This window comes from Muricoccus pecuniae, assembly GCF_014199205.1.
Taxonomy (GTDB): Bacteria; Pseudomonadota; Alphaproteobacteria; order Acetobacterales; family Acetobacteraceae; genus Roseomonas; species Roseomonas pecuniae.
Map to the genome: position 1 here is coordinate 70274 of NZ_JACIJD010000016.1, position 24616 is coordinate 94889.

General features: G+C 73.0%; 17 protein-coding genes and 1 rRNA gene. 13 read left to right on the forward strand and 5 right to left on the reverse strand.

Going from position 1 to position 24616, the window contains the following annotated elements:
- Window positions 1–62 precede the first annotated feature (62 nt).
- The 3 genes from FHS87_RS16595 (at window position 63) to gtdA (ending at window position 3285) form a co-directional block, all read left to right on the forward strand.
- Window positions 63–1016, forward strand: a complete 954-nt coding sequence (locus FHS87_RS16595) for a dienelactone hydrolase family protein (RefSeq protein ID WP_184520507.1) — start codon at window positions 63–65, stop codon at window positions 1014–1016.
- 136 nt (window positions 1017–1152) lie between these two features.
- Window positions 1153–2157, forward strand: coding sequence for an SDR family oxidoreductase (locus tag FHS87_RS16600; protein ID WP_184520508.1), 1005 nt, complete (start codon window positions 1153–1155; stop codon window positions 2155–2157).
- Window positions 2158–2226: 69 nt separating this feature from the next.
- Entirely contained in the window at window positions 2227–3285 is a 1059-nt protein-coding gene (gene gtdA, locus FHS87_RS16605) for a gentisate 1,2-dioxygenase (protein WP_184520509.1), read from the forward strand.
- A gap of 12 nt (window positions 3286–3297) precedes the next feature.
- Here the strand turns inward: gtdA and FHS87_RS16610 are convergent, their stop codons facing one another.
- Window positions 3298–4257, reverse strand: a complete 960-nt coding sequence (locus FHS87_RS16610) for a Bug family tripartite tricarboxylate transporter substrate binding protein (RefSeq protein ID WP_184520510.1) — start codon at window positions 4255–4257, stop codon at window positions 3298–3300.
- A gap of 12 nt (window positions 4258–4269) precedes the next feature.
- On the reverse strand, window positions 4270–4989 hold the full coding sequence (locus FHS87_RS16615; RefSeq protein ID WP_184520511.1) for a class II aldolase/adducin family protein: 720 nt from the start codon (window positions 4987–4989) through the stop codon (window positions 4270–4272).
- 1139 nt (window positions 4990–6128) lie between these two features.
- On the opposite strand from FHS87_RS16615, the gene FHS87_RS16620 reads away from it, so the two are divergent.
- Window positions 6129–8750, forward strand: a complete 2622-nt coding sequence (locus FHS87_RS16620) for an ATP-binding protein (RefSeq protein WP_281394494.1) — start codon at window positions 6129–6131, stop codon at window positions 8748–8750.
- Window positions 8751–8805: 55 nt separating this feature from the next.
- On the opposite strand, the gene FHS87_RS16625 is transcribed toward FHS87_RS16620, so the two are convergent.
- Window positions 8806–9633 (reverse strand): DUF1206 domain-containing protein, encoded by an 828-nt coding sequence (locus tag FHS87_RS16625; protein ID WP_184520513.1) that lies wholly within the window; start codon window positions 9631–9633, stop codon window positions 8806–8808.
- A 159-nt stretch (window positions 9634–9792) separates the two neighbouring features.
- Here FHS87_RS16625 and FHS87_RS16630 point away from each other — a divergent pair, with 159 nt between their 5' ends.
- From FHS87_RS16630 to FHS87_RS23445, 3 genes are all read left to right on the forward strand, one after another.
- Entirely contained in the window at window positions 9793–10902 is a 1110-nt protein-coding gene (locus FHS87_RS16630) for an efflux RND transporter periplasmic adaptor subunit (protein ID WP_184520514.1), read from the forward strand.
- A 3-nt stretch (window positions 10903–10905) separates the two neighbouring features.
- On the forward strand, window positions 10906–14139 hold the full coding sequence (locus FHS87_RS16635) for an efflux RND transporter permease subunit (protein ID WP_184520515.1): 3234 nt from the start codon (window positions 10906–10908) through the stop codon (window positions 14137–14139).
- A 162-nt stretch (window positions 14140–14301) separates the two neighbouring features.
- Window positions 14302–16188: an ABC transporter ATP-binding protein/permease gene (locus FHS87_RS23445; protein ID WP_221300009.1), complete on the forward strand. Its 1887-nt coding sequence runs from the start codon at window positions 14302–14304 to the stop codon at window positions 16186–16188.
- Window positions 16189–16195: 7 nt separating this feature from the next.
- Here FHS87_RS23445 and FHS87_RS16650 read toward each other — a convergent pair whose 3' ends face one another.
- Complete coding sequence (locus tag FHS87_RS16650) at window positions 16196–16879, reverse strand: aspartate/glutamate racemase family protein (RefSeq protein ID WP_312862029.1); 684 nt, start codon at window positions 16877–16879, stop codon at window positions 16196–16198.
- Window positions 16876–17919, reverse strand: coding sequence for a LacI family DNA-binding transcriptional regulator (locus FHS87_RS16655; protein WP_184520516.1), 1044 nt, complete (start codon window positions 17917–17919; stop codon window positions 16876–16878). The genes FHS87_RS16650 and FHS87_RS16655 overlap by 4 nt, the downstream gene beginning before the upstream one ends.
- 106 nt (window positions 17920–18025) lie before the next feature.
- Here FHS87_RS16655 and FHS87_RS16660 point away from each other — a divergent pair, with 106 nt between their 5' ends.
- The 6 genes from FHS87_RS16660 to FHS87_RS16685 form a co-directional block, all read left to right on the forward strand.
- The gene (locus FHS87_RS16660) at window positions 18026–19039 is read left to right on the forward strand and encodes a TRAP transporter substrate-binding protein (RefSeq protein ID WP_184520517.1); all 1014 of its coding nucleotides are present in this window, start codon (window positions 18026–18028) and stop codon (window positions 19037–19039) included.
- Between the two features lie 14 nt (window positions 19040–19053).
- Window positions 19054–20940: a TRAP transporter large permease gene (locus FHS87_RS16665; protein WP_184520518.1), complete on the forward strand. Its 1887-nt coding sequence runs from the start codon at window positions 19054–19056 to the stop codon at window positions 20938–20940.
- 34 nt (window positions 20941–20974) lie between these two features.
- Window positions 20975–21520 (forward strand): VOC family protein, encoded by a 546-nt coding sequence (locus tag FHS87_RS16670; RefSeq protein WP_184520519.1) that lies wholly within the window; start codon window positions 20975–20977, stop codon window positions 21518–21520.
- Window positions 21517–22785, forward strand: coding sequence for a ribulose-bisphosphate carboxylase large subunit family protein (locus tag FHS87_RS16675; RefSeq protein ID WP_184520520.1), 1269 nt, complete (start codon window positions 21517–21519; stop codon window positions 22783–22785). The genes FHS87_RS16670 and FHS87_RS16675 overlap by 4 nt, the downstream gene beginning before the upstream one ends.
- A complete protein-coding gene (locus tag FHS87_RS16680) occupies window positions 22782–24092 on the forward strand; it encodes a four-carbon acid sugar kinase family protein (RefSeq protein WP_184520521.1) in 1311 nt (436 codons plus the stop codon). The genes FHS87_RS16675 and FHS87_RS16680 overlap by 4 nt, the downstream gene beginning before the upstream one ends.
- A 432-nt stretch (window positions 24093–24524) precedes the next feature.
- Window positions 24525–24616, forward strand: a 16S ribosomal RNA gene (locus tag FHS87_RS16685); the annotation flags it as partial.

Below are 24616 nucleotides of genomic sequence, written 5' to 3' on the forward strand. Positions count from 1 at the left end.
TGGGCACAGCGCGCGCCGCCCACGGGGGATCACCGTCCCTCTCCCGAGGAGGAGGTCCGATCATGAGAACGTCCCTGAATGTGCTCGCCGCGCTGGTGCTGGGGGGCGGGGCTGCGCTGGCCGATCTTCCCGCGAACGGCGAGGCGGGCGCGATGCGGGTCGCCCTGCCGGGCATCGCCCCGCTTCCCGCCCCCGCCGCGGCGGAGGCGCCCGCCGGCGAGGTCCTCGCCCTTCGCCTCGCCCGCTCGGACGGGGCGCCGCGGGAGATGGCGGCGCGCCTCACCCGCCCGGCGCGGGGAGGCGAGGCCCCGGCCGTGATCCTGCTGCCCGACGGCCTCGGCCTGGATCAGCGCTCCGCCGCCATGGCCGAGCGCTTCGCCGGGGAGGGATGGGCCGTGCTGGAGATCGACCCCGATCCCGTCTCGACGGACGGCCACAGCCCGGCCGATGCGGGGCCGCTCGCCATGGGCGCCGATGCGGGCGGGCTCGTGGGCGATCTCGCCCTCGTGCTGGAGCTGCTCGGCGGGGATCCCGGGATCGACGCGAACCGCGTGGCGGTCGTCGGCCTCGGCACGGGCGGGCGGGCCGCGCTGCTCGCCGGCTCGGAGGAGCGGATGGCGCGGGAGCTGGGCGCCTACGGGCCGCGCTTCGCCGCCCACGCCGCCCTCTATCCCGGCTGCTCCGCCCTGCTGGCCGAGGGCTTCGCGGCCCCGGGGTCCTGGAGCGCGGCGCCGGCCGCGGTGTTCCATGCCGGGGGCACGCCCGGGCAGTCGGCCCCGTCCTGCGGCGCGCTGCGGGACGCGCTCGCCCTCCATGGCCGGGTGCCCGCGCTCTGGCAGGAGTACCGCACCGCGACCTATGGCTGGGACCTCGGCACGGTGGTGGGCGGCGTGCCCGTGCGCCTCGCCAATCTCGGCGGCGGCCCCGTGCGGGTGACGGCCGATCGCGGCGTGGCGGAGGACGCGATGGACCGGCTGCTCCGCTTCCTCCGCCCGGCGCTCTCGCCGGGCCGCTGAGGAACCCTCCCGCGGGGCCGGTGCCTCCCGCCCGGTCCCCGGGGCCGCGCCGCCCGCCCCTCCCTGCGGGCGGCGCGGCCATCCAACGATCAGCCCCCCGCGCGCGTTCGATCAGGGGTGCGGAGGGATGGCCGGGATGAGGGATGTCGCCGTTGTCACGGGCGGGAGCGCGGGGATCGGCCTCGCCGCGGCGGAGCGGCTGGCGCGGGGCGGGCGGGCGGTCGCCATTCTCGCGCGCGAGCCGGGGCGGCTGGAGGAGGCGGCCGGGATGCTCCGGCGCCTGGGCAGCCCCGTGCTCGCCATCCCCGCCGATGTCGCGGACGCCGCCGCCGTGGATGCGGCGGCCGAGCGGGTGGAGCGGGATCTCGGCCCCATCGGCGCCTGGGTGAACAACGCCATGTCCACCGTGGTGGCCCCCGCAGACCGGATCACGCCGGAGGAGTACCGGCGCGTCACCGACACCACCTATCTCAGCCAAGTCTACGGCACGCTCGCGGCGCTGCGCCACATGAAGCCACGGGGGCGCGGCGCCATCGTGCAGGTCTCCTCGGGGCTGGGCATCCGCGCCGCGGCGCTGCAGGCGCCCTATTGCGCGGCGAAGTTCGCTGTCTCCGGCTTCACCGACGCGCTGCGGACCGAGCTGATCGCGGACGGCGTGAAGGTGTCGCTCACCGTCGTCTACCTGCCCGCGGTGAACACGCCGCAGTTCGGTTGGGCGCGCAACCGCACGGGGCACGAGCAGGAGGCGCCGGACCCGATCTTCGATCCCCGCCTCGCCGCGGAGGCGATCCACTTCGCCGTGGAGAACCCGCGCCGCGAGATCTGGGTCGGGCGCAGCACGGTGATGATGGCCATCGCCCAGGCACTCGCCCCGGCTCTCGCCGACCGGCAGGCGAGTTCCTTCAAGGAGGAGCAGCTCGGCGCCCCCATGGGCTACCGGCCGGGCAACCTGGAGGAGGCCCCGCCCGGGCCGGCGAGGATGGACGGCCGCTTCGGCGACCGCGTGAAGGCGGCGCGGCACGAGTTCTTCACCAGCCGGCAGCGCGACGCGGCCAAGCTCGGCGGCCTCGGCCTCCTCGCCGCGCTCGGGGCGGTGGGCGCCACCTCCGTGCTGCGCGGCGTGCGGCGCCTGCTGCGCTGAGCGCCCGTGTTGCCCCCCCGCGGATGATCCGCATACGGTCGCGGAACAGGAACAGGGGAGGACGCGCCGATGGCCGAAGCCCATGAGCGCCCCACCGGGCTCGAAGCCGCGCGCCAGGAGTTCTACCAGCGGATCGGTCAGGGGAACCTGACGCCGCTCTGGCTCTCCCTCGCCGAGCTGGTGACGCCCGAGCCGCGCAGCGCCTGCCGCCCGGCGAGCTGGCGCTTCGAGGAGATCCGCGCGGCCATGATGGAGGCCGGCAGCCTCATCACCGCCAAGGAGGCCGAGCGCCGCGTGCTGGTGCTGGAGAATCCCGGCCTGCGCGGGGGGTCCCGCATCACGACCAGCCTCTATGCCGGGGTGCAGCTCGTCCTGCCCGGGGAGGTCGCGCCCGCGCACCGCCACACGCAGACGGCGCTGCGCTTCGTGCTGGAGGGAAGCGGCGCCTACACCGCCGTGAACGGCGAGCGCACGGTGATGGAGGAGGGCGACTTCATCATCACGCCTCCCATGGCCTGGCACGACCACGGCAACCCGAGCGACCGGCCGATCTTCTGGCTCGACGGCCTCGACATCCCCGTCGTGCAGTTCCTCGACGCCTCCTTCGCAGAGCATCTCGGCCAGGACAAGCAGCCGGTCACCCGCCCCGTCGGCGACAGCGACGCGCGCTTCGGCGCCAACCTCCTGCCGGTGGACCACAAGGCGGGGGGCGGCAGCTCGCCCGTCTTCAACTACCCCTATGCCCGCACGCGCGACGCGCTGGAGCGGATGCGCCGCCTGGAGGCCTGGGATCCCTGCCACGGGCTGAAGATGCGCTACACCAACCCCATCACCGGCAACCACGCCATGGCGACGATGGGCACCTTCATCCAGCTCCTGCCCCGGGGCTTCTCCACCGCCGCCTATCGCTCGACGGATGCGACGATCTTCGTGCCGATGGAGGGGCGGGGCCGCAGCTTCATCGGCGAGGATTTCGTGGTGGAGTGGGGCCGGCGCGACATCTTCGTCGTGCCCTCCTGGAAGCATGTGCGGCATGAGGCGGCGGAGGACAGCGTGCTCTTCTCCTTCTCCGACCGCCCGATCCAGGAGGCGCTGCACCTCTTCCGCGAGGACCGCGGCAACGCCTGAGGCGCGGCGCCGCTACTCCGGTTGGATGCCCGCCTCCTGCGCGATGCGGGCGTTGCGCCCGGATTCCGCCGCGATGAAGCGCGCGAAGTCGGCGCGGCCTTCGGCCACGGGCTCGGCGCCCTGGTCCGCGATTCGCGCGCGGATCTCGGGATCGCGCGAGAGGCTCTGCACGGCGGCGTTCAGCCGCTCCGCCTCGGCCTCCGGCAGGCCGCGCGGCGCCCAGAGCGCGTACCACAGGGTGAAGTCCAGCCCGGGCATCCCCTCCTCGGCGATGGAGGGGATGGCGGGCGCGCGCGACGAGCGGCGCGGTCCCATGACCGCGTAGGCGCGCAGCCGCCCGGCCTCGATATGCGGCAGGGCGGAGCCGAGCGGCGCGACCATCAGCGCGGCATTGCCGGAGATCACGTCCGTCAGCGCGGGGGCGGTGCCGCGATAGGAGACGACCAGCGTCTCCGCCCCCACCTCGCGCTTGAGGCTCTCCGTCGCGAGATGGCCCATTGAGCCGAGGGCGGAGTTGGCGAAGGAGAGCCGGTCACGCCCCGCGCGCATGGCCGCGGCCAGCGCCGCGACGCCGCCCTCGGGTGCGAGGCGCGGGTTGCCCACCAGCACCATCGGCGCGGTGGCGAGGCGCGCGACGGGGGTGAAGTCCGCCACGGGGTCATAGGGCACGCTCCGCATCACGCGGCGCGCCGTGAGGTGGATGTCCGCGTTGACGAGGAAGGTCGCCCCATCGGGCGCCGCGCGCGCCACCTCGGCGGCGCCGAGCGTGTTGTTCGCGCCCGAGCGGTTCTCGACCACCCAGCCCTGGTCCAGCATCTCACCGAGGCGGGTCGCGTAGAGGCGCCCGATCACGTCGATCGCGCCGCCCGGCGCGGCGGGGACGACGAGGCGCACGGTGCGGCGCTGCGCCCGCGCCGTGGCGGGCAGCGCGAGGGAGAGGGCTGCGGCGCCGAGGCGGCGGCGGGCGATCATCGCGACCCCTCCCTAGATGCCGCCGAAGCCGGCGCGGGCGCGCCAGTAGGCCCAGGCGCGCTCCAGCGGGCGCTCGCCCATCAGCATCTCGGCGGTCATCCGCGTCTCGCCCTCCGTCAGGAAGCGCGGCGCGCCCATGGCCATGGCGCGCGACTGCAGCTCGGCATTGTCCTTCATGCGGACGCAGACGAAGACGACCGCCGGCAGGGAGTGCGCGGCGCAGGCGGCGCCGTGGTTGCGCAGCAGCACGGAGGCCCCGCCGCCCAGCGCGCGCGCGAGGCTGTCGGCGCGCGGCACGTCGTCGATCAGCATGTTCGTGTCGCCGAACTCGTCGCGGCTGTCCCAGACGGGCACGGGGCCGCCGAGGACGGAGGCCATGTGGAGGACGGGCCGCAGCGGCACGTCGGTGACGGTGTAGGGCAGCACGGCGGGGCAGTGGTGGTGCACCGTCGCATGCACGTCAGGGCGCGCGGCGAAGAGGCGGGCGTGCAGCACGCTCTCGAGATACGGGCGCATCCCCCTGGGGTCCACCGGCACGCCGTCCAGCGTGAATTCGAGAAGGTCCTCGCGCGTGACGAGTTCGGGGGAGCGGGAGCGGGAGACGAAGAAGCGGTCCGCGCGATCGGGGTGGCGGAGGGCGACGTGGCCGAAATCGTCCAGCACGCCCTCATGCGCGAGGATGCGGTTCGCGATCACGAGATCGCCCAGCAGCCCGTGAAGGTCCTGCGTCATGCCGGCGCTCCCCCCATGCTCTTCGTTGAAATGCAGTATTCGTTCTTTCAGTATACCGTCAATGAAGCAGGGCGATCATCGCCGCTCGATGCAGCAGCTCTACGCGATGCCGGGCCATCTCATCCGGCGGGCGAAGCGCCTCCGCCTCACCGGCGAGGGAGAGGCGCTGCTGGAGCGGGTGGAAGGGCCCGTGCGGCGCGTGCAGGAACGGCTGCTCGCCCCGTTCCCCGGCAGGACCGGGCGACCCTCCTGCGCCTGCTGGCCGAGCTCGCCGACCCTCACGCGCCGGCAAGGCCCGAGGCGGAGGGCTGATCGCGGCCGCCATTTGGCGATGTCCCCCCGGCGGGGTAGATTAACGGAACTGCAACAGCCCGGGCGAACCCTTCCGGCGGCAGCGATGACCGAGGTGTCGAGACGTGCCGATTCTCAGCCGCGACACCGGGAGCGCGGCGCACGCCGGGGCCGCCGCCCGGCGCCTCTTCTCCGGGCCGGGCCCCATGCGCGCGCTCTGCCGCGGGCACGACTGGGCCGCCACGCCGCTCGGCCCCGTCGAGACCTGGGACCTGGGCTTGCGGGCAACGGTGCGGACGCTGCTGAACTCGCGCTACCCCATGATCCTCATCTGGGGCGAGGGGTTCGTCCAGATCTACAACGACGCCTACTCCGTCGTGATCGGGGACAAGCACCCCGCGGCGCTCGGCACCGACATCCGCACCACCCTCGCCGAGGCCTGGGGCACGCTCGGGCCGATGATCGCGGAGGTGATGAGGACGGGCACCGCCAACTGGGTGCCGGCGCAGCAGCTCCTGCTCAACCGCTCCGGCTATGTGGAGGAAGCCTATTTCAGCCTCTCCCACGCGCCGGCGGAGGACGATTCCGGGCGGGTGGCCGGCATGCTCTGCGTCTGCAGCGAGGTGACGCAGGGGCTGGTGGGGGACCGCCGGCTGAAGCTCCTGCGCGATCTGGCCGGGCGCGCGAACGACACGCTCGGCGTGCAGGAGTCCTGCGAGGCCGTGACCGCCGTGCTGGCGGGGGCGGTGGACGTGCCCTTCGCCACCATCCGGCTCCGCGAGGGCGAGGGGATGCGGCTCGCGGCCAGCACCGGGCTCGGCGGGGACGACATCGCCTGCCTGGCGGCGATGGAGGACGCGGCGGGGGAGGGCGGGACGGTCGTGCTGGACGGGCTGCGCGGGCGCATCGGCGCCACGGGCGGGCCCTGGGGCCATCCGGTGGAGGCCGCCATCCTCCTCCCGCTCGCTGGCGCCCCCGGCCAGCCGTCGCTCGGCACGCTGCTCGCCGGGCTGAACCCGAACCGGGCGCTGGACGACGAGTACCGGACCTTCTTCGGCCTGCTCGCGGCGCAGGTCTCCACGGCCGTGCGCAACGCGCGCGCCTATCAGGAGGAGCGCGCGCGGGCGGAGGCGCTGGCGGATCTCGACCGCGCGAAGACGCTGTTCTTCTCCAATGTCAGCCACGAGTTCCGCACGCCGCTGACGCTCATGCTCGGCCCGCTGGAGGAGATGCTCGCCCTCCCGCCCGAGGAGCTGGGCGCGCGGCACGGCGAGCTGGAGCTGGTGCACCGCAACGGGCTGCGCTTGCTCAAGCTCGTGAACACGCTGCTCGACTTCTCCCGCGTGGAAGCGGGGCGGGCGAGCGCGCGCTTCACCCGCACCGACATCGCCGCGCTGACGGAGGAACTGGCGAGCAGCTTCCGCTCCGCCGCCGAGCGCGCGGGCCTCGCGCTCGAGGTGCGGACGAGGAACCCGGCCGAGCCGGTCTTCCTCGACCGCGACATGTGGGAGAAGATCGTCCTCAACCTTCTCTCCAACGCGCTGAAGCACACCTTCTCCGGCGGCATCGGGGTGGAGCTGGCCCCGGTGGAGGGCGCCGTGGAGCTCCGCGTCTCCGACACGGGCATCGGCATCGCGCCCGACCAGCTTCCCCGCATCTTCGACCGCTTCCACCGAGTGGAGGGCGCGCGCTCCCGCTCCCATGAGGGATCGGGCATCGGGCTGGCCCTCGTGCAGGAACTCGTGCGGCTGCATGGCGGGGAGGTGAGCGCCGAGAGCGAGCCCGGGCGCGGCACGCGCTTCCGCGTCCGCATCCCCACCGGCGCCGCGCATCTGCCCCGGACGACACTGGGCGAGGACAGGCCTGATGACACGCGGATCGGCGCCGAGGTCTTCGCGGAGGAGACGCTGCGCTGGCTGCCGGAGGAGCCGGCCGCGCCCGCGCCGGAAGAGGATCGCCGCGCCGCCACCATCCTGCTGGCCGACGACAACGCCGACATGCGCGCCTATGTCGGCCGCCTGCTCGGGCGCGACCACAGGGTGGTCACCGCCGTGAACGGCGAGGAGGCGCTGGCGCGCGCGTTGGAGATCCGCCCGGATCTCGTCCTGACGGACGTGATGATGCCGGTGATGGACGGCTTCGCCCTGCTGCACCGGCTGCGCGAGGAGCCGCTGCTGCGCGCGACCCCCGTGATCATGCTCTCCGCCCGCGCGGGGGAGGAGGCGAAGGTTCAGGGGCTCGACGCTGGGGCGGACGACTACCTCGTGAAGCCCTTCACCGCGGCCGAGCTGCTCGCGCGCGTGCGGGTGAACCTCGACCTCTCGCGCATGCGGCGCGACCTCGCCGAGGCGCGGCACCAGGCGCAGAAGATGGAGGCCATCGGCCAACTCACCGGCGGCGTGGCGCACGACTTCAACAACCTCCTCATGGCGATCACGGGCGGGCTCGACATCGCCCTGCGGCGGGTGGAGGACGAGCGTGTGCTGCGCGTGCTGCGCAACGCCGCCGTCGCGGCGGAGCGGGGGGGCAACCTCACGCGCCAGCTCCTCGCCTTCGCACGCCGCAACCCGATCGCGGTGCGGCCGGTGGACGCCAACGGCCTGGTCGCGCGGATGGTGGAGATGCTCCACCGCACCCTCGGCGGGCGGATCGAGGTGGCGACGCGGCTGGCGCGCGAGCTGCGCCCGGTGCTGGCGGACGAGACGCAGCTCGAACTGGTGCTGCTCAACCTCGCGGTGAACGCGCGGGACGCCATGCCGGAGGGCGGCAATCTCACCATCGAGACCTCGAACCTGCCGCCCGGCAGCCCGGCCGCGGGGCTCGATCCCGGCGACTACGTGCTCGTCACCGTCGCCGATACGGGGCACGGCATGTCGGCCGAGCTGCTGGAGCACGTCTTCGAGCCCTTCTTCACGACGAAGGATGTCGGGAAGGGCACGGGGCTCGGGCTGAGCCAGGTCTACGGCGTCATGCGCTCGCTCGGCGGCGCCGTGCGGATCGCCAGCGCGCCGGGGGAGGGGACGACCGTCTCCCTCTTCCTCCGCGTCAGCGAGGCGCCCGCGCGCGGCGAGGCGGCCGCGGTCTCCATCGCTCCCGGCCGGCGCGCGCGCATCCTCCTGGCCGATGACGACGTGCAGGTCCGCAGCGCGGCGGCGGAGATGCTGCGCGAGATCGGGCACGAGGTGGAGGAAGCGGCGGGCGGGGAGGAGGCGCTGCGCGCCCTGGGAGCCCCCCAGGCGTCCTTCGACCTTCTCCTCACCGACTACGCCATGCCCTGCATGACCGGGGCCGAGCTGGCCGCCGCCGCCCGCCGGCTGCGGCCGGGCCTCCCCGTGCTCTTCGCGACGGGCTACGCCGCCGGCAACGCGCTGGAGGCGGAGCGGGCGGCGGGATGCGTCGTCGAGAAGCCGTTCCGCCTCGCCGACCTCGCCGCCGCCGTCCGGGGCTGCCTGGGGAAGGGCGGGAGTTAGGGTCCGCTCCGCCGCTCCCGGCCGCGCGGCCGGGGGGGCGCGGCGGGCGGAGCGCCTAGCCCGGCCGGATGGCCGCCCCGATCACCTCCTGCTCCGTCGGCGCGGCGATCCGGCGGAAGCGCGCCTCGGCGAACTCGAAGACGCCGAAGGCCGCGAGGCCGAGGGCAACGAGGCCGAACAGCACGCGGCCGAAGGGCTGCCCCTGGATGGCGAGCAGCGCGCCGCCGAGCCCGTGCGCCTCGCCCGGATCCACCTGCCAGGCCGCGAGGAGGAGGAAGCCGCCGATGATGAGGAAGACCACCGCCCGCGCCGCGTAGCCCGCGCGCCCGAGCGGGACGACCCAGGCGGCGGTGCGGCCCTCGCAGGCCAGGTGGGGTCGGAAGGAGGCCGTCCAGGCCTTCGCCCCCATGCCGGCCGCGGCGCCGAGGATGGCCAGGCCCACGGCGCCGACGAGCCAGCGCCCGAAGGGCTGGCCCATGAGCCAGCGGGTCCAGTCGCGCGCCGCCTGCTCCTCCCCGCCGCCGGAACCGGTTCCCGTGATCAGGCCGATGGCGAAGACGCCGAGTCCGACATAGACGGCGGCGGAGACGAGCTGCCCCGCGCGGGCGGCCAGGGCCTTGGCCGAGCGGCCCCGCCCGTCCGTGTCCAGCAGGGATTGCAGCAGCCGCCAGAGGGCGAAGCCGAAGAGGCCGAGCGCCACGGCGCAGAGCAGGACCTTGCCGATGGGCTGGGTGAGGAGGGCCTGCAGCGCGCCCTTCGATCCCGTCGCCTCGCCCCCCCGGCCGAGGGCGGCGAGCAGCGCCAGCAGCCCGATGACGAGGTTCACCGCGCCGCGGGCCGCGTAGCCGAGCCGCGCGAGGATTTCGAGGCGGTTGCGGGGCATCGGCGGGGTTCACCTCGTTCCGGTGGTCGAAGGACAGGGCGGCAACGCCGGGAGAGGGCGGCGGGTTCCCCCAGCCCTCCCTCAACCCCGCGCCGGCCCCGCGCGTTCCCGAACATGGCCGACCGCCGGGGTCGGGTATTCGGGCGGAGCGGTTCGGGAATGCGGCGGGCTGGACAGATCGCTTGCGGGGCGGCGCTGGCGCTCGGCGCCGCTGGCGGGGCGTATCTCTTCTTCCGCCCCTCCGGGAAGGAGACGCGGCCGGAGCGCCCGCCCACCCCCGTGGTGCTGACCGAGGCGCGGCGCGAGGAGGTGCTGCGCCGGATCGAGGCCGTGGGCACGGTCGCCGCCGTGGACAGCGTGACCGTCGCCACCGAGACGGGCGGGCGGATCGTCGGGATCGGCTTCGAGCAGGGGCAGCGCGTCGCGCAGGGCGACATCCTCGCCCGGCTGGATTCGCGGGAGGAGGAATCCGCCCTCGCCGCCGCGCGGGCGGAGGCCGCCGAGGTCGGGCAGGCCGTGGATCGCGGGGAGGAGCTTCTCCGCACGGGCAACACGCCCCGCGCCGCGGTGGAGGACGCCCGGCGGCGGGAGCAGGCGGCCCTCGCCCGGGTGCGCTCGGCCGAGGTGCGGCTGGCCTACACCCTCATCCGCGCGCCCTTCGATGGGCGGGTCGGGCTGCGGCGGGCGAGCGCGGGCGCCGTGGTGCAGCCCGGCACCCCGCTGACGACGCTCGACGCCGTGGACCCCATCGCGCTGCGCTTCGCCGTGCCCGAGGCGGAGATGGGCCGGCTGCGCCCCGGCGCCCCGGTGGAGGCAACCGGCCCCGCCTTTCCCGGCCGCCGCTTCGAGGGGCGCGTCCACGCCCTCGACGGCCGCGTGGACCCGGCCACCCGCACGCTGGAGGTGGAGGCGCGGCTGCCCAACCCCGAGGGCGAGCTGCGCCCGGGGATGCTGATGAACCTGCGCGTGACCGCCGAGCGGGTGGCCGAGGCCGTGACGGTCCCCCCGCGCGCGGTGCAGCTCCGGGGCGCGACCCATTTCGTCTACCGCGAGCGGGACGGGAAGGCGGAGCGGGCCGAGGTGCGGATCGGCGCCCGGGAGGCGGAGCGGATGGAGATCCTGGAGGGCCTCGCCCCCGGGGACCGCGTGGTGGTGGAGGGGGGCGACCAGCTCGGGGACGGGCAGCCCATCCGCCCGACCGACCCGCCGGGCGGAGGGCCGGAGGGACCAGCGACCGCCCAGGCCGCGCCGGCGCGGCGGGGCGGCTAGGGCGTGCGCCTCCTCGACCTTCCCGTCGCGCGGCCGGTGCTCGCGGCCTGCGTCAACCTCCTGCTCATCGCGATCGGGGTCGGGGCGGCGCTCGTGCTGCCCGTGCGCGAGTATCCGGACATCGACCCCCCCGTCGTCTCCGTCTCCGTCATCTATCGCGGCGCGCCCGCGGAGGTGGTGGAGCGGGAGGTGACGAAGGTGGTGGAGGACAACCTCTCCGGCATCGACGACATCCGCCTCATCCGCTCGCTCAGCCGGGACGAGACGGCGCAGGTCACGGTGGAGTTCCGGGCGGGGGCGGATCTCGACGCGGCGGCGGCCGACGTGCGGGACCGCGTCTCGGCCGTGCGGCGGGACCTGCCCGTGGGCATCGAGGAGCCGGTGATCGAGAAGGCCTCGGCCGACGACTTCCCCATGATGTACATCTCCGTCCGCGCTGAGCGGCTCGACCCGGCGGAGCTGACCGACATCGCCGACCGCGTGATGGTGGACGCGCTGGGCACCGTGCCCGGCGTCGCCCGCGTGCAGATCGGCGGCGAGAAGCGCTACGCCATGCGGATCTGGCTCGACCGCCAGGCCATGGCCGCGCGCGGCATCACCGCCGGCGACGTGGCCGCCCGGCTGCGGGCCGAGAACCTGGAGGTGCCGGCCGGGCGGCTGGAGACGGGGCGGCAGGAGATCACGCTCCGCGCCGTGACGCGCTTCACCGAGCCGCGCCAGTTCGCCGCCCTCGTGCTGCGGGAAGGGGCGGCCGCGACCGACAGCGCGGGCGGCACCGCCGCCGTGCCGGCCTTCCCCGCCTCCTCCCCGCCCGCCACGAGCGGCCGCGTGCTGCTGGGGGACGTGGCGCGGGTGGAGATCGGGGTGGAGGAGTACCGCACCGGCTTCCGGCTGGACGGCAGGGACGCCATCTCGCTGGGCATCATCCGGCAGTCCAACGCGAACACGCTGGAGGTGGCCCGCGGTGTGCGGGAGGCGCTGGAGCGGCTGCGCCCCCTGCTGCCCCAGGGGATCGAGGCCGATATCGGCTACGACGAATCCGTCTTCATCTCCGAGACACTGTGGAACGTGGCGGTGACGCTCGCCCAGACGATCGGGGTGATCGTGCTGGTGATCTACGTCTTCCTCGGCTCCTTCCGCGCGACGCTCATCCCGGCCGCCACCATCCCCGCCTCCGTCATCCCCGCCGCCGCCGTGGCCGCAGGCTTCGGCTACTCGATCAACGTGCTCACGGTGCTGGCCGTGGTGCTGGCCATCGGCCTCTGCGTGGACGACGCGGTGGTGATCCTGGAGAACGTGCGCCGGCGTCAGCAGGAGGAAAAGGAGCCCGCGGTGCTGGCCGCGGCCCGCGCCACGCGCCAGCTCGGCGCCGCCGTCTTCTCCACCGCCGCCGTGCTGCTGGCCGTCATCGTGCCGCTCGCCTTCCTCGGGGGGAATGTCGGGCGGCTGTTCCGGGAATTCGCCGTGGTGCTGGCGGCGATCGTCGCGGCCTCCACCCTCTCGGCCATCACCCTCGGGCCGATGCTCTCCGCCCGGCTGTTCCGCGTCTTCGACGAGGGGGAGGAGAGGCCCGGCCTCGTTGCCCGCTGGGGCTCGCGCGGCCTGGAGTGGATCGCGGCGCGCTACCGCCGGGGGCTGGATGCCTCGCTCGACCATCCCTTCGTCGCGGCGCTCGCGGGCGCGGCGCTGGCGGGGCTGGGGGTGGCGGCCTTCCTCGCCCTGCCCTCTGAGCTGGCGCCGAACGAGGACCGGGGCGCCGTCTCGGTCGTGGTCGAGGCGCCGGAGGGGGCCTCCTTCGAGCAGACGGCGGAGAAGGTGGCCGAGATCGAGCGGCTGCTCGGAGACTATATCGGCGAGGACCGGCCGGTGGAGCAGGTGCTCGCCATCCTCGTCCCCGGCCGCGGCGGCACCCAGGGGCCGGCCAACACCGCCCGCCTGATCCTCCGCCTCAAGCCCTGGGATGAGCGCGAGACCGGGCAGGTGGAGCTGCAGCAGGAGTTGCAGGGCCGCCTGGCCGGCATCCCCGGGGTGCGCGCCTTCGCCGTGAACCCGCCCAAGCTCGGGCAGCGCACGCGCGGGCGGCAGCTCCAGTTCGTCGTCTCCGGCACGCAGCGGGACGAGGTGGTCGCCTGGTCCCGCACCGTGCTGGACCGCGCGCGCGGGATGGAGGGGCTGCTGGCGCTCGACACGAACTACAAGGACAGCAAGCCCCAGATGGAGCTGCGGCTGGACCGGGACCGCGCCTCGGCGCTGGGCGTCACGGCGCAGGACGTGGGGGACGCGCTGGGCATCCTCTTCGGCTCGCTGGAGGTGACGCGCTACTCCGACCGGGGGGAGGAGTACGAGGTGGTGCTCCAGGCCCGGCCGGAGGACCGGCGGGCGCCGGACGACCTCTCCAACGTCTTCGTCCGCGCGCGGGCGGCGGGGAACCGGCTCGTCCCCCTCTCCTCCGTCATCGCGGCGGCGGAGGTCGGCGCCCCGCGCGAGCTGCAGCGGGTGGACCGGCTGCCCGCCGTGACGGTGGAGGCGAACCTCACCCCCGCCCTGGCGCTGGGGGACGCGCTGGAGAGGCTGGACGGGATCGCGGCGGCGGAGCTGCCGGGCACGGCGCGCATCCGCTACCTCGGGGAGAGCCTCGATCTCCGGGAGACCGGCCTCACTGTCTTCCTCATCCTCGGCATGGTAATGGTGCTCGCCTATCTCGTGCTGGCCGGGCAGTTCGAGAGCTTCCTGCACCCCCTCGTCGTGCTGGCCACGGCGCCGCTGGCGGTGGCGGGCGGGCTGGTGAGCCTCTGGGCCTTCGGGCTGACCTTCAACATCTACAGCCAGATCGGGATGGTGCTGCTGGTCGGGCTGGCCGCGAAGAACGGCATCCTGATCGTCGAGTTCGCCAACCAGCTCCGCGACGAGGGGAAGGAGGCGCGGGAGGCGGTGACGGAGGCCTCGGCCGCCCGGCTGCGGCCGATCCTGATGACCTCGGTGGCGACGGTGATCGGCGCGCTCCCCCTCGCCTTCGCCTCGGGGGCGGGGGCGGAGTCCCAGACGATCCTCGGCCTGGTCACCACGGGGGGGCTGACGCTCGGCACCTTGCTGACCCTCTTCGTCGTGCCCGCCCTCTACCTCCTGGTGGCCAGGGTCGCGCCCTCCCCCGGGGCGGTGGCCGAGGAGCTGCGGCGGCTGGAGGAGGCGCCGGAACGGGCCGGGAACAAGGCGGAGGTTCCTGCGGGGGCGGAATAGAACGGGACGCGGGCCGCCGGGCCGGTCACAACAGGATTCCCCGCCGCCCCGCGTGAAGCCCCGCCGCGCTTGCCGCGTTCCCCGGAGAAGACAGGGATCTTCTCGCAAACATGAACTTCTTCCCCGACCCTTTCGCCAGCCCTGTGCGAGGCCGATGATTCCATGAGCGAGGCGGGAGGCACCGCGGTGGGGGCCGCGGACGGGGACGGCGGCATCCAGGAGGGTTTCGTCAGGCGGTTCTGGCGCCTGGCACGCGGCTACTACACCGGCGACCAGAAGCGGACGGCCTGGCTGCTGACGGCGGGGGTGATCGGGCTCACCCTGGTTCAGATCGGCATCCAGGTGCGGTTCAACCTGTGGAACCGGGACTTCTTCAACGCGCTGGAAGCCCGGGACCGCGGCGCCTTCTTCGGCCAGATGGGCACCTTCCTGCTGCTGACGACGGGCAGCATGGTGGTGGCGGTCTTCCAGCTCTATGTGCGCCAGCTCCTCCAGCTCCGCTGGCGGGAATGGCTCGTCTTCCGGCTGCAGAACCGCTGGCTCTCGCACAGCCGGCACTACCAGATGAACTTCCTGCCCGGCAGCGCCGACAACCCGGACCAGCGCATCAGCGAGAACACGCGCTGGGCGACGGCGATGGCGATCGACATGGCGGTGGGGCTGTTCCAGTCCGCCGTGATGCTCATCTCCTTCGTCGGCATCCTCTGGACGCTGTCGGGCTCGCTCCTGGTGTCCTTCGGCAGCAACGAGTTCGAGATCCCGGGCTACATGGTCTTCGCGGCGCTCATCTACGCCGTGATCGGGTCGGTGCTGACCTATTTCATCGGCCGGCCGATGGTGGAGATCAACATCCGCCGCAACGAGGCGGAATCCGACCACCGCTTCGCCCTCATCCGCATCCGCGAGAACAGCGAGGGCGTGGCCCTCATCCGCGGCGAGGCGGACGAGGATCGCGGGCTGCGCCGCTCCTTCGGCCACGTCGTCAACGTGATGAAGGACCTCATGCGGACGGAGCGGCGGCTGATGTGGCTGACCTCCGCCTACGGCATGATCGCGGGGGTCTTCCCCATCCTCGTCGCTAGCCCACGCTACTTCGCGGGCGCCATCACCCTCGGCGTGCTGATGCAGATCGGCTCGGCCTTCGGGGAGGTGACGCGATCGCTCAACTGGTTCGTCGACAACTTCCCCCGCCTCGCCGACTGGCGTTCCCACCTGGAGCGCGTGGTCGCCCTGGAGGACAGCCTCGACACCGCCGACATGCTGGAGGAGGCGGAGTCCCGCATCAACGTCACCGAAGGGCCGCTGCCCGACGGGCGGGAGGTGCTGGCCTTCCACGACCTCCAGATCGGGCAGGCCGACGGCAACGTGCTGGTGGGCGAGGCGAATGCCGAGATCGAGGCCGGCGAGAAGGTGCTGATCGTCGGCGAGAGCGGCACGGGCAAGTCGACGCTCTTCCGCGCCATCTCCGGCGTCTGGCCCTGGGGCTCGGGCGAGATCCGCGTGCCGCCGCGGGACCACATGATGTTCATGCCCCAGCGCCCCTACCTGCCGCTGGGCACGCTGCGCGCGGCCATCGCCTATCCCGCCAATCCCCGGAAGTTCCCCGACGCCGCCGTGGTGGGGGCGCTGGAGCGCTGCGGCCTCGCCCATCTCACCGGGCGGCTGGACGAGGAGGAGCGCTGGGACCGCATGCTCTCCCTCGGCGAGCAGCAGCGCCTCGCCTTCGCGCGCCTGCTGCTGCACCGCCCGCGCTGGGTCTTCATGGACGAGGCGACGGCGGCGCTGGACGAGGCGAACCAGGACGCGATGATGCGCCTCTTCACCGAGGAACTCGCGGGCAGCGCCCTCATCTCCATCGGCCACCGCCCCGGGCTGGACCTCTTCCACGACCGCACGCTGCGGCTCGTGCGCTCGCCCGACGGGGCGAAGCTCACCGCGCCGCAGACGCCGCGCGTCGTCGGCCCGCGCCGGCGACGCATCGCGGCCGCGGCGGGCACCGCCCGGCGGGGTGTGGCGCGGATCCTGCGCGGGCCTTCCGGCCGGGGCTGAGGCGGGCTCAGGCGCCGAGCCGGGCCCGCAGCGCGCGCACGGCGCTGTCGGGCGTGGTGAGCACCGGCCGTCCCGTGGCCGCCGCGACGAGGGGCGCGGCGCGGGCGAGGCTGAACTGGGCGAGGGCGATCGCGTCGCAATCCGTCAGCTCCCGCGCGGCCTCGGCCGCCAGCCGGTCATGCGCGGCGGCGTCCCCGGCATCGAGGGCCGCGAGCGCCCCCTCGGCCAGCACCGGGACGATGGTGGTGCCCAGGGGGAACTCGGCCGGCATGCTCTCCAGGGTCGGCGCGAAGCTGGCGAGGAGGCCGATGCGCCGCCCGGCCCGGGCCGCCTCCGCGATCATCGCCTCGTTCGGCTTCAGCACGGGCAGGGGCGCCAGCGCCCCGGCGCAGGCCTCGATGCAGGGGCCGAAGGCGGAGCAGGTGAAGAGGATGGCATCCGCGCCCGTGCCCAGGGCGTAGCGGGAGAGGGCGAGGAAGCGCTCCGTCATCGCCGGGGTGATCGCGCCGTCGCGGGCGAGATCGGCCGAGAGGCTGTCGTCCAGCAGGTTCATCAGCGCCGCCTCCGGCCAGAGCCGGGCGAAGGCGGCCTCGATGGGCGGGGGCGAGTGGCGCAGGGCGTGGATGAGGGCGATCCGCATGGGGCGAGTGTGGCGGGAGAAGGAGGCGGCGGCCAGCGGAGCCCTCCTCAAGGCAGGTTCTCGCGCAGGATGATCTCGCCGGCCTGCCGCCCCACGTCCTGCACGGGGTCGCGCCCGGCGCGGAGGTTGTCGAAGATGGCGGCGCAGTCCATCAGCGTGGCGCGGGGGTTCTGGGTGATGACGGCGTCCATCGTGCCGTCCACCAGCAGGGCCCGCGTGTCGGGCGTGAGGCCGTGGCCGATGAACACCGTCTCCGCCTCCCGCCGCGCCTCGCGCAGCGCGCGCGCGATGCCCGAGGCACCGCCGCCGATATTGTAGATGCCGGCGAGGTCGGGGTGGCGGCCGAGCAGGGTCCTCGCCTGCCGGTGGTTCTTCGCTTCGTCGTCATGGCCCTCGCGCAGGCCGACCACCTCGATCATCGGGAACATCTCGGCGAAGAGGTGGAGGAAGCCCATCTCCCGCTCCTCATGCGCGCGGTAGCTGAGGCTGCCCGCGATCATCGCCACCTTCGCCGGGCGGCGCCCGATGAAGCGGGCCATGAGATAGCCGGCGGTGCGCCCGATCGAGCGGTTGTCGAGCCCGACATAGGCGGCGCGGCGCGTGTTCGCGATGTCGGAGATGAGCGTCACCGCCGGCGTCCCCGCCTCCGCGAGGGCGTTCACCGCCTCCCGCACCGCCGGGTGCTCCAGCGCCATGAAGGCGACGCCATCGGCCTCGCGCCCGGCCTCGCGCAGCGCCCGCGCCAGCAGCTCGGGATTGAAGCTGCGGATGAACTCCACCCGCGCCGTCATCCCGAAGGCCTCGAAGCGCGCGCGGCTCTCGGCCACCATGCCCCCGAGGAGCGAGAGGAAGCGGTTCGATCCCTCGGGCAGGATGAAGGCCAGCCGCATGGGGCGGCGGCCGCGCGCCTCGTAGGGATCGGTGTCGATGATGTAGCCGAGCGCGGCGGCGGCGCGGACCACGCGCTGCACGGTGGCCGGGCGCACGCCGGCCCGGCCGTTCAGCACGCGGTCCACCGTCGCGGTCGAGACCCCGGCCTCCCGCGCGACGTCGGGGAGGCGGGCGCGGGCGGGGCGGTCTTCGGAATCCATCAAAATCCATCAGGAAACGTGTTTGACGCCCATCAAACCACGCCTCTACGCTGCGTCCACCTCAGAAATGCATCATTTCAAATCAAGCATCGAGGGAGGATAGCCGATGTCCATCACCCGCCGCACCGCGCTGCGCGCCGCCGCCGCCCTGCCCGCCGCCGGCCTGATCGCCTCCCCGCGCATCGCCCGCGCCGCGGAGTTCGACTGGAAGTACGGGCACAACCTCCCCGTCACCCATCCCCTGCACATCCGGGCGCAGGAGGCGGTCGAGCGCATCGCGCGGGAGACGAACGGGCGGGTGGACATCAAGATCTTCCCGAACAACCAGCTCGGCGGCGACACGGACATGCTCTCCCAGGTGCGGAGCGGGGGCATCACCTTCTTCACCCCCTCCGCCCTGGTGATCGCGACACTGGTGCCGGTGGCCGCCATCAACGCGGTCGGCTTCGTCTTCTCCGACTACGGGCAGGTCTGGAAGGCGATGGACGGCGGGGTGGGCGCGGCGGTGCGCCAGGCCATCTCCCGCGTGAACCTCTTCGCCTTCGAAAAGATGTGGGACAACGGCTTCCGCCAGATGACGACGAGCGGCCGCGCCATCACGGACGCCACCGGGATGGACGGGCTGAAGATCCGCGTGCCCGTCAGCCCGCTCTCCATCTCCATGTTCCGCGGCCTCGGCGCCGCGCCGGCGAGCCTGCAGTTCAGCGAGGTCTATTCCGCGCTCCAGACGCGGATCGTGGACGCGCAGGAGAACCCGCTGCCCATCATCCAAGTGGCCAAGCTCTACGAGGTGCAGAAGAGCTGCGCGCTGAGCAACCACATCTGGGACGGCTACTGGTTCATCGCCAACGGCCGTTCCTGGCGCGGCCTGCCGGCGGATCTCCAGCGCGTGGTCTCCAACGCGATCAACGAGGCCGGGCTGAAGCAGCGCGACGACATCGCCGGGCTGAACGCCACGGTGCAAACGGATCTCGAATCGAAGGGCCTGTCCTTCAACCGCACCAACCCCGAGAGCTTCCGCGCCCGGCTGCGTGATTCCGGCTTCTACGGCGAGTGGAAGACGCGCTTCGGCGAGGAGGCCTGGGGCCTGCTCGAGGGCGCCGTCGGCCGGCTGGCTTGAGGGAGGAGTCGGGGATGGCCGGGCACGCCCCCGCGATCGAGGCCTCGCCGCCGCTCCCCGTCGGGACGCTGGCCCGGCTGGTCTTCGGCTTCGACCGGATCCTCGGCGGCTTCATCGAGACGCTGGCGGCGGCGCTGGTGCTGGCCGAGATCGTCATCCTCGGCGCCGGGGTCACCGCGCGCTACGTTTTCCACAGCCCGATCATCTGGTCGGACGAGCTGGCCTCCATCCTGTTCCTCTGGCTCTCCATGCTCGGCGCGGTGGTGGCGCTGCGGCGGGGGGAGCACATGCGGATGACGGGGCTCGTCACCCGCGTCGGGCCGCGGGCGCGGGCGCTGCTGGAAGCCTTCGCCCTCACCGCCTCCCTCGCTTTCCTCCTGCTGGTGTTCCACCACGCCGTAGAATACGCGGAGGAGGAGGCCTTCATCGTCACCCCCGCGCTGGAGATCACCAATTCCTGGCGCGCGGCCGCGTTGCCCGTGGGGCTTGGCCTGATGATCCCCGTCGCGCTCGTGCGGCTGCTGCGGCTGCGCCAGCCCGTGGCGGTGGCCGTCGCGGCGCTGCTGACGGCCGGGGCCGTCTGCGCCTTCTGGCTGCTGGGGCCGACGCTGAAGCCGCTGGGCCAGGTGAACCTCCTCGTCTTCTTCGTCGGCATCGTGGCGGTGAACGTCTTCGCCGGCGTGCCGATCGCCTTCTCCTTCGCGCTCGCCACCTTCGGCTACCTCGCCTGCACCACCTCCACGCCGCTGCTCGTCGTGGTCGGGCGGCTGGATGAGGGAATGTCGCACCTCATCCTGCTGGCCGTGCCGCTCTTCGTCTTCCTCGGCGCGCTCATCGAGATGACGGGGATGGCGAGGGCGATGATCGGATTCCTCGCCAGCCTGCTCGGCCATGTGCGCGGCGGGCTGTCCTACGTGCTGATCGGGGCGATGTACCTCGTCTCCGGCATCTCGGGCTCGAAGATCGCGGACATGGCGGCGATCGCCCCCGTGCTCTTCCCCGAGATGAAGGCGCGCGGGGCCAAGCCCGGCGACCTCGTCGCCCTTCTCTCCGCCACGGGCGCGCAGACGGAGACGATCCCGCCGAGCATCGTGCTCATCACTATCGGCTCCGTCACGGGCGTCTCCATCGCGGCGCTGTTCACGGGCGGGATGCTGCCGGGGGCCGTGCTCGGCCTCTGCCTCTGCGCGGTGGTCTGGTGGCGCTACCGGCGCGAGGACCTGAGCGGGGTGAAGCGCTACGCCCCGAAGGAGATCGCGCGCTTCGCGGCCATCGCGCTGCCGGCCATCGCGCTGCCCTTCATCATCCGCGCCGCCGTGGTGGAGGGGATCGCGACGGCGACCGAGGTGTCCACCATCGGTATCGGCTATTCCGTGCTCATGGGGCTGCTGGTCTACCGCCGGTTCGACTGGCGGCGCATCGGGCCGATGCTGGCCGACACGGCCTCCCTCACTGGTGCGATCATCTTCATCGTGGGCTGCGCGACGGCCATGGCCTGGGGGCTGACGCAGTCGGGCTTCAGCGGGGACCTCGCGCGGATGATGGCGGCGATCCCCGGCGGGGCCTGGGGCTTCCTCGCCGTGTCGATCCTCGCCTTCATCGTCCTCGGCAGCGTGCTGGAGGGCATTCCCGCCATCGTGCTCTTCGGGCCGCTGCTCTTCCCGCTCGCGCGCGATGCGGGGGTGCACGAGGTGCACTACGCCATGGTGGTGATCTTCGCGATGGGCATCGGGCTCTTCGCCCCGCCCTTCGGCGTCGGCTACTACGGCGCCTGCGCGACCAGCAAGGTGAACCCGGACGAGGGGCTCCGCTACATCTGGGGCTACATGGCCGCGCTGCTCGTCGGGCTGGTCCTCGTTGCCGCCGTACCCTGGTTCTCCACGGGCTTCCTGAAGTCCTGATCCCCACCATTCCTGCGAGAGCGAGACACAGACGATGAGCCGCTTCCTCGGCCAGATCCGTCAGGCCGGCTATGTCGTGCCCGATATCGAGGCTGCCATGGACTACTGGAGCCGCGTGCTGGGCGTCGGCCCCTTCTTCTACAACCCGCGCGTTCCCATCCGGAATTACCGCTACAAGGGCGAGAGCTACGAGCCGCACAACTCCGTGGCGCTGGCCAATTCCGGGTCGCTGCAGGTGGAGCTGATCCAGTGCCGCAACGCGGTGCCGTCCATGTACAAGGACTTCACCGATGCCGGGCACAGCGGGCTGCAGCACGTCGCCTACTGGACCAGCGACTACGACGCGGACCTCGCGCGGCTTCAGGCCCAGGGCTTCAAGCCGGTGATGAGCGGCGAGGTGGGGGAGCGCGGGCGCTTCGTCTATTTCGATACGCACTACCACCCGGGCACGGTGATCGAGCTGTCGGAGGTCGCCGGGCCGAAGGGCGAGATGTTCCGCCTCATCCGCGAGGCCTCGGAGGGGTGGGACGGCAAGGACCCCGTGCGGCCCTTCCCCGACCTGAGGGCGCTGGCCGCATGAGGGAGGACCGCTTCCGCGCCACCTACCTCATCGAGACGCCGCTCGATCCCGCGAAGGTGGCCGAGGTGATGGCGGGGGAGCAGTCCTGCGGCACCTTCGCCCGCGTGGAGGGCGAGACGGACGCGCTGCGCGAGCGCGCCCGCGCCACGGTGGAGGGGGTGGAGAGGCTGGAGGCGGCGGAGGCGCCGTCCCTCCCCAATGCCTGGCTGGAGCGGCGGGGCGTGGGCGGGCCGTGGCACCGGGCGCGGGTGGTGCTGGAATTCCCGGTGGCGAATGTCGGGGCGAACCTGCCGACGCTCGCCTCCATCGTCGCCGGCAACCTCTTCGACCTCGGCGAGGTGACGGGGCTGCGGCTGGAATCCATCGAGCTGCCGCCGGCCTGGCGCCGCCGCTTCCCCCTGCCGGCGCAGGGGCTGGCGGGCACGCGGCGGCTGACGGGGGTGGGGCAGGGGCCGCTGGTCGGCTCCATCATCAAGCCGAATGTCGGGCTGAGCGCGGAGGAAACGGCCGATCTCGTCGCGCGGCTCTGCGAGGCCGGTCTCGATTTCATCAAGGACGACGAGATCAGCGCGAACCCGGATCACGCGCCGCTCGCCCGGCGCATCCCCGCCGTGATGGCCGCCGTTCGCCGCCACCAGGACCGCACGGGCAAGCGCGTGATGGTCGCCTTCAACATCACGGACGAGACGGACGCCATGCGCCGCCACGCCGATCTCGTGGCGCGGGAGGGCGGGAATTGCGTGATGGCCAGCCTCAACTGGTGCGGCTTCTCCGCCATCGAGACGCTGCGCCGGGGCACGGATCTCGCGCTGCACGGCCATCGCAACGGCTACGGCGCCTTCTCCCGCCACGCGCTGCTCGGCATCGGCTTCCAGGCCTATCAGCTCCTCTGGCGGCTGGCGGGGGTGGACCACATGCATGTCCACGGGATCGGGGGAAAGTTCGCCCAGGCCGACGATGAGGTGATCGCCTCCGCCCGGGACTGCGTGACGGGGCTGGCGGGGGAGGTGGACGACCGGGTGATGCCCGCCTTCTCCTCCGGCCAGTGGGCGGGGACGGCTCCCGCCACCTTCGCGGCCATCGGCCATACCGACCTGCTCTTCATGGCGGGCGGCGGGATCATGGCGCATCCCGGCGGCCCGGCCGCGGGGGTGGAGAGCATCCGCGAGGCATGGGAGGCCACCGCGCGGGGCGAGCCGCTGGAGGAGGCCGCGCGCGGCCGCCCCGCGCTGCGCCAGGCGCTCGAGACTTTCGGCGCCCGATGAGCGCCCCCCTCTACGGCTGGTACGGGGACGACTTCACCGGCGCGACGGACACCCTCGCCGAGCTGGCCAGGCGCGGGATGCGGGCGATGCTGTTCCTCTCCGTGCCCGATGCCGCGCGGCTGGAGAGGGCGGGCCCGCTGGACGCGGTAGGGATTGCCGGCGCCTCCCGCTCGATGCCGCCCGGGCGGATGGAGGCGGAGCTGGAGCCGGTGGGGCGGTTCTTCGCCGGGCTCGGCGTGCGGGTCATGCACTACAAGTGCTGCTCCACCTTCGACAGCGCGCCGGAGGTGGGCAGCATCGGGGCGGCGGTGAGGGCGCTGCGCCCCTTCTTCCCCAACCCCTTCCGGCCGGTGGTGGGCGGTCAGCCGAATATCGGCCGCTATCTCCTTTTCGCGAATCTCTTCGCCGCGGCCGGCACGGGAGGGCAGGTCCACCGGATCGACCGCCACCCCACCATGCGCGCCCACCCCGTCACGCCGATGGGGGAGGCGGACCTGCGCGTGCACCTTGCGGCCCAGGGGCTGCGGGCCGCGTCGCTGCCCTATCCCGCGCTGGACCTTGGGGAGGAGGTGCGGGGGAGGCTTCTGGATGAGCTGCTCCTCGATGAGCCGGATGCCGTGCTCCTCGACGTCGCGCGCCCCACGGACCTCTCGGCGATCGGGCGGGTGATGCGCCTGCGGGCCGAGGGGGGCGCCATGCTCGCGATCGGCCCCAGCGGCGTCGCCCAGGCCTGGTGCGCCGAGCGGCCCGAAACCGCCTCCGGCTCCCCCCTGCGGCCGGAGAGGGGGCCGGTGCTCGTCATGGCAGGGAGCCTCTCCCCCATCACGCGGCGACAGATAGACGAGGCCGGGGAGTACCAGCAGGTCATTGCCGACCCCGCCCGGCTGGCCGGCGAGCGGGGGTTCGCCGAAGCCGTTGCCGCCGAGACGGCAGCACTCCTCTCCCAGGGGAGGGACGTCCTGCTCGCCACGTCCCCGCCGGATGGTGCTCCTCCCCGGCCGGAGGCTGCCGCGGAGGCGATGGCCCTGCTTCTCCGGCGCGTTCTTCGGGAGTGCCCGGTCCGGCGTCTCGGCGTTGCAGGGGGGGACACGTCCAGCCTCGCCGCGCGGGCACTCGGCTTCTGGGGCCTCTCCTGCGCCGGCATCCTCTCCCCGGGCGTGGCGCTCTGCCGCGGGCACAGCGACGATCCGAGGCTCGACGGGATGGATGTCATGCTGAAGGGGGGACAGATGGGACCGCCGGACCTCCTCGCACGGTTCCGCACCGAGGCCCGGATGAGGGCGCCAGCCACCACTGCTCCCGTCTAAGGGCGTTGGGGTCGCCCGAGCATTCTACGTGGCCGACGCGTGACCGGAGGCCTGTCACGGAGGTTTCGCGGTTTTTTCGCGGGTCTGAAAAAAGGCTCTTGCGTCACCTGGGGTCAGGGGCTACATCGCCGCTCCCGACGCGGAGTTGACTTCCTCGGAACGCCAGTAACGCTGAAGAGCATAGCTGGTCTGCTTCGAGAGGGTTACTACTTCGCTACTGAGCGACTATATCTGGCTCAGACGGTTGTTCCTTGAAAATCGCATCTGCTTTTTGGAAGTAAGGGTGTGCCTTCTTCTTCGATTGGTTTTGATCCGCTGTGGCGGGGAGGGGCTGATGGGGTGGGATGGGCGCATCATACGTCGAGAATGGTGAGCGGAGCTTTGATCGATCGACGTCTGGTCTGGTTTGCTTTTGGGCAGGCTTGGCAAGATGAACTTGAGAGTTTGATCCTGGCTCAGAGCGAACGCTGGCGGCATGCTTAACACATGCAAGTCGCACGGGTGGTTTCGGCCATCAGTGGCGG

What these genes read in the sequence shown, in the direction of transcription:
- FHS87_RS16595 (WP_184520507.1), top strand. Translation starts at nt 63, where the DNA reads ATGAGAACGTCCCTGAATGTGCTCGCCGCGCTGGTGCTGGGGGGCGGG.
- FHS87_RS16600 (WP_184520508.1), top strand. Translation starts at nt 1,153, where the DNA reads ATGAGGGATGTCGCCGTTGTCACGGGCGGGAGCGCGGGGATCGGCCTC.
- gtdA (WP_184520509.1), top strand. Translation starts at nt 2,227, where the DNA reads ATGGCCGAAGCCCATGAGCGCCCCACCGGGCTCGAAGCCGCGCGCCAG.
- FHS87_RS16610 (WP_184520510.1), bottom strand. Translation starts at nt 4,257, where the DNA reads ATGATCGCCCGCCGCCGCCTCGGCGCCGCAGCCCTCTCCCTCGCGCTG.
- FHS87_RS16615 (WP_184520511.1), bottom strand. Translation starts at nt 4,989, where the DNA reads ATGACGCAGGACCTTCACGGGCTGCTGGGCGATCTCGTGATCGCGAAC.
- FHS87_RS16620 (WP_281394494.1), top strand. Translation starts at nt 6,129, where the DNA reads ATGGAGGACGCGGCGGGGGAGGGCGGGACGGTCGTGCTGGACGGGCTG.
- FHS87_RS16625 (WP_184520513.1), bottom strand. Translation starts at nt 9,633, where the DNA reads ATGCCCCGCAACCGCCTCGAAATCCTCGCGCGGCTCGGCTACGCGGCC.
- FHS87_RS16630 (WP_184520514.1), top strand. Translation starts at nt 9,793, where the DNA reads ATGCGGCGGGCTGGACAGATCGCTTGCGGGGCGGCGCTGGCGCTCGGC.
- FHS87_RS23445 (WP_221300009.1), top strand. Translation starts at nt 14,302, where the DNA reads ATGAGCGAGGCGGGAGGCACCGCGGTGGGGGCCGCGGACGGGGACGGC.
- FHS87_RS16655 (WP_184520516.1), bottom strand. Translation starts at nt 17,919, where the DNA reads ATGGATTCCGAAGACCGCCCCGCCCGCGCCCGCCTCCCCGACGTCGCG.
- FHS87_RS16660 (WP_184520517.1), top strand. Translation starts at nt 18,026, where the DNA reads ATGTCCATCACCCGCCGCACCGCGCTGCGCGCCGCCGCCGCCCTGCCC.
- FHS87_RS16665 (WP_184520518.1), top strand. Translation starts at nt 19,054, where the DNA reads ATGGCCGGGCACGCCCCCGCGATCGAGGCCTCGCCGCCGCTCCCCGTC.
- FHS87_RS16670 (WP_184520519.1), top strand. Translation starts at nt 20,975, where the DNA reads ATGAGCCGCTTCCTCGGCCAGATCCGTCAGGCCGGCTATGTCGTGCCC.
- FHS87_RS16675 (WP_184520520.1), top strand. Translation starts at nt 21,517, where the DNA reads ATGAGGGAGGACCGCTTCCGCGCCACCTACCTCATCGAGACGCCGCTC.
- FHS87_RS16680 (WP_184520521.1), top strand. Translation starts at nt 22,782, where the DNA reads ATGAGCGCCCCCCTCTACGGCTGGTACGGGGACGACTTCACCGGCGCG.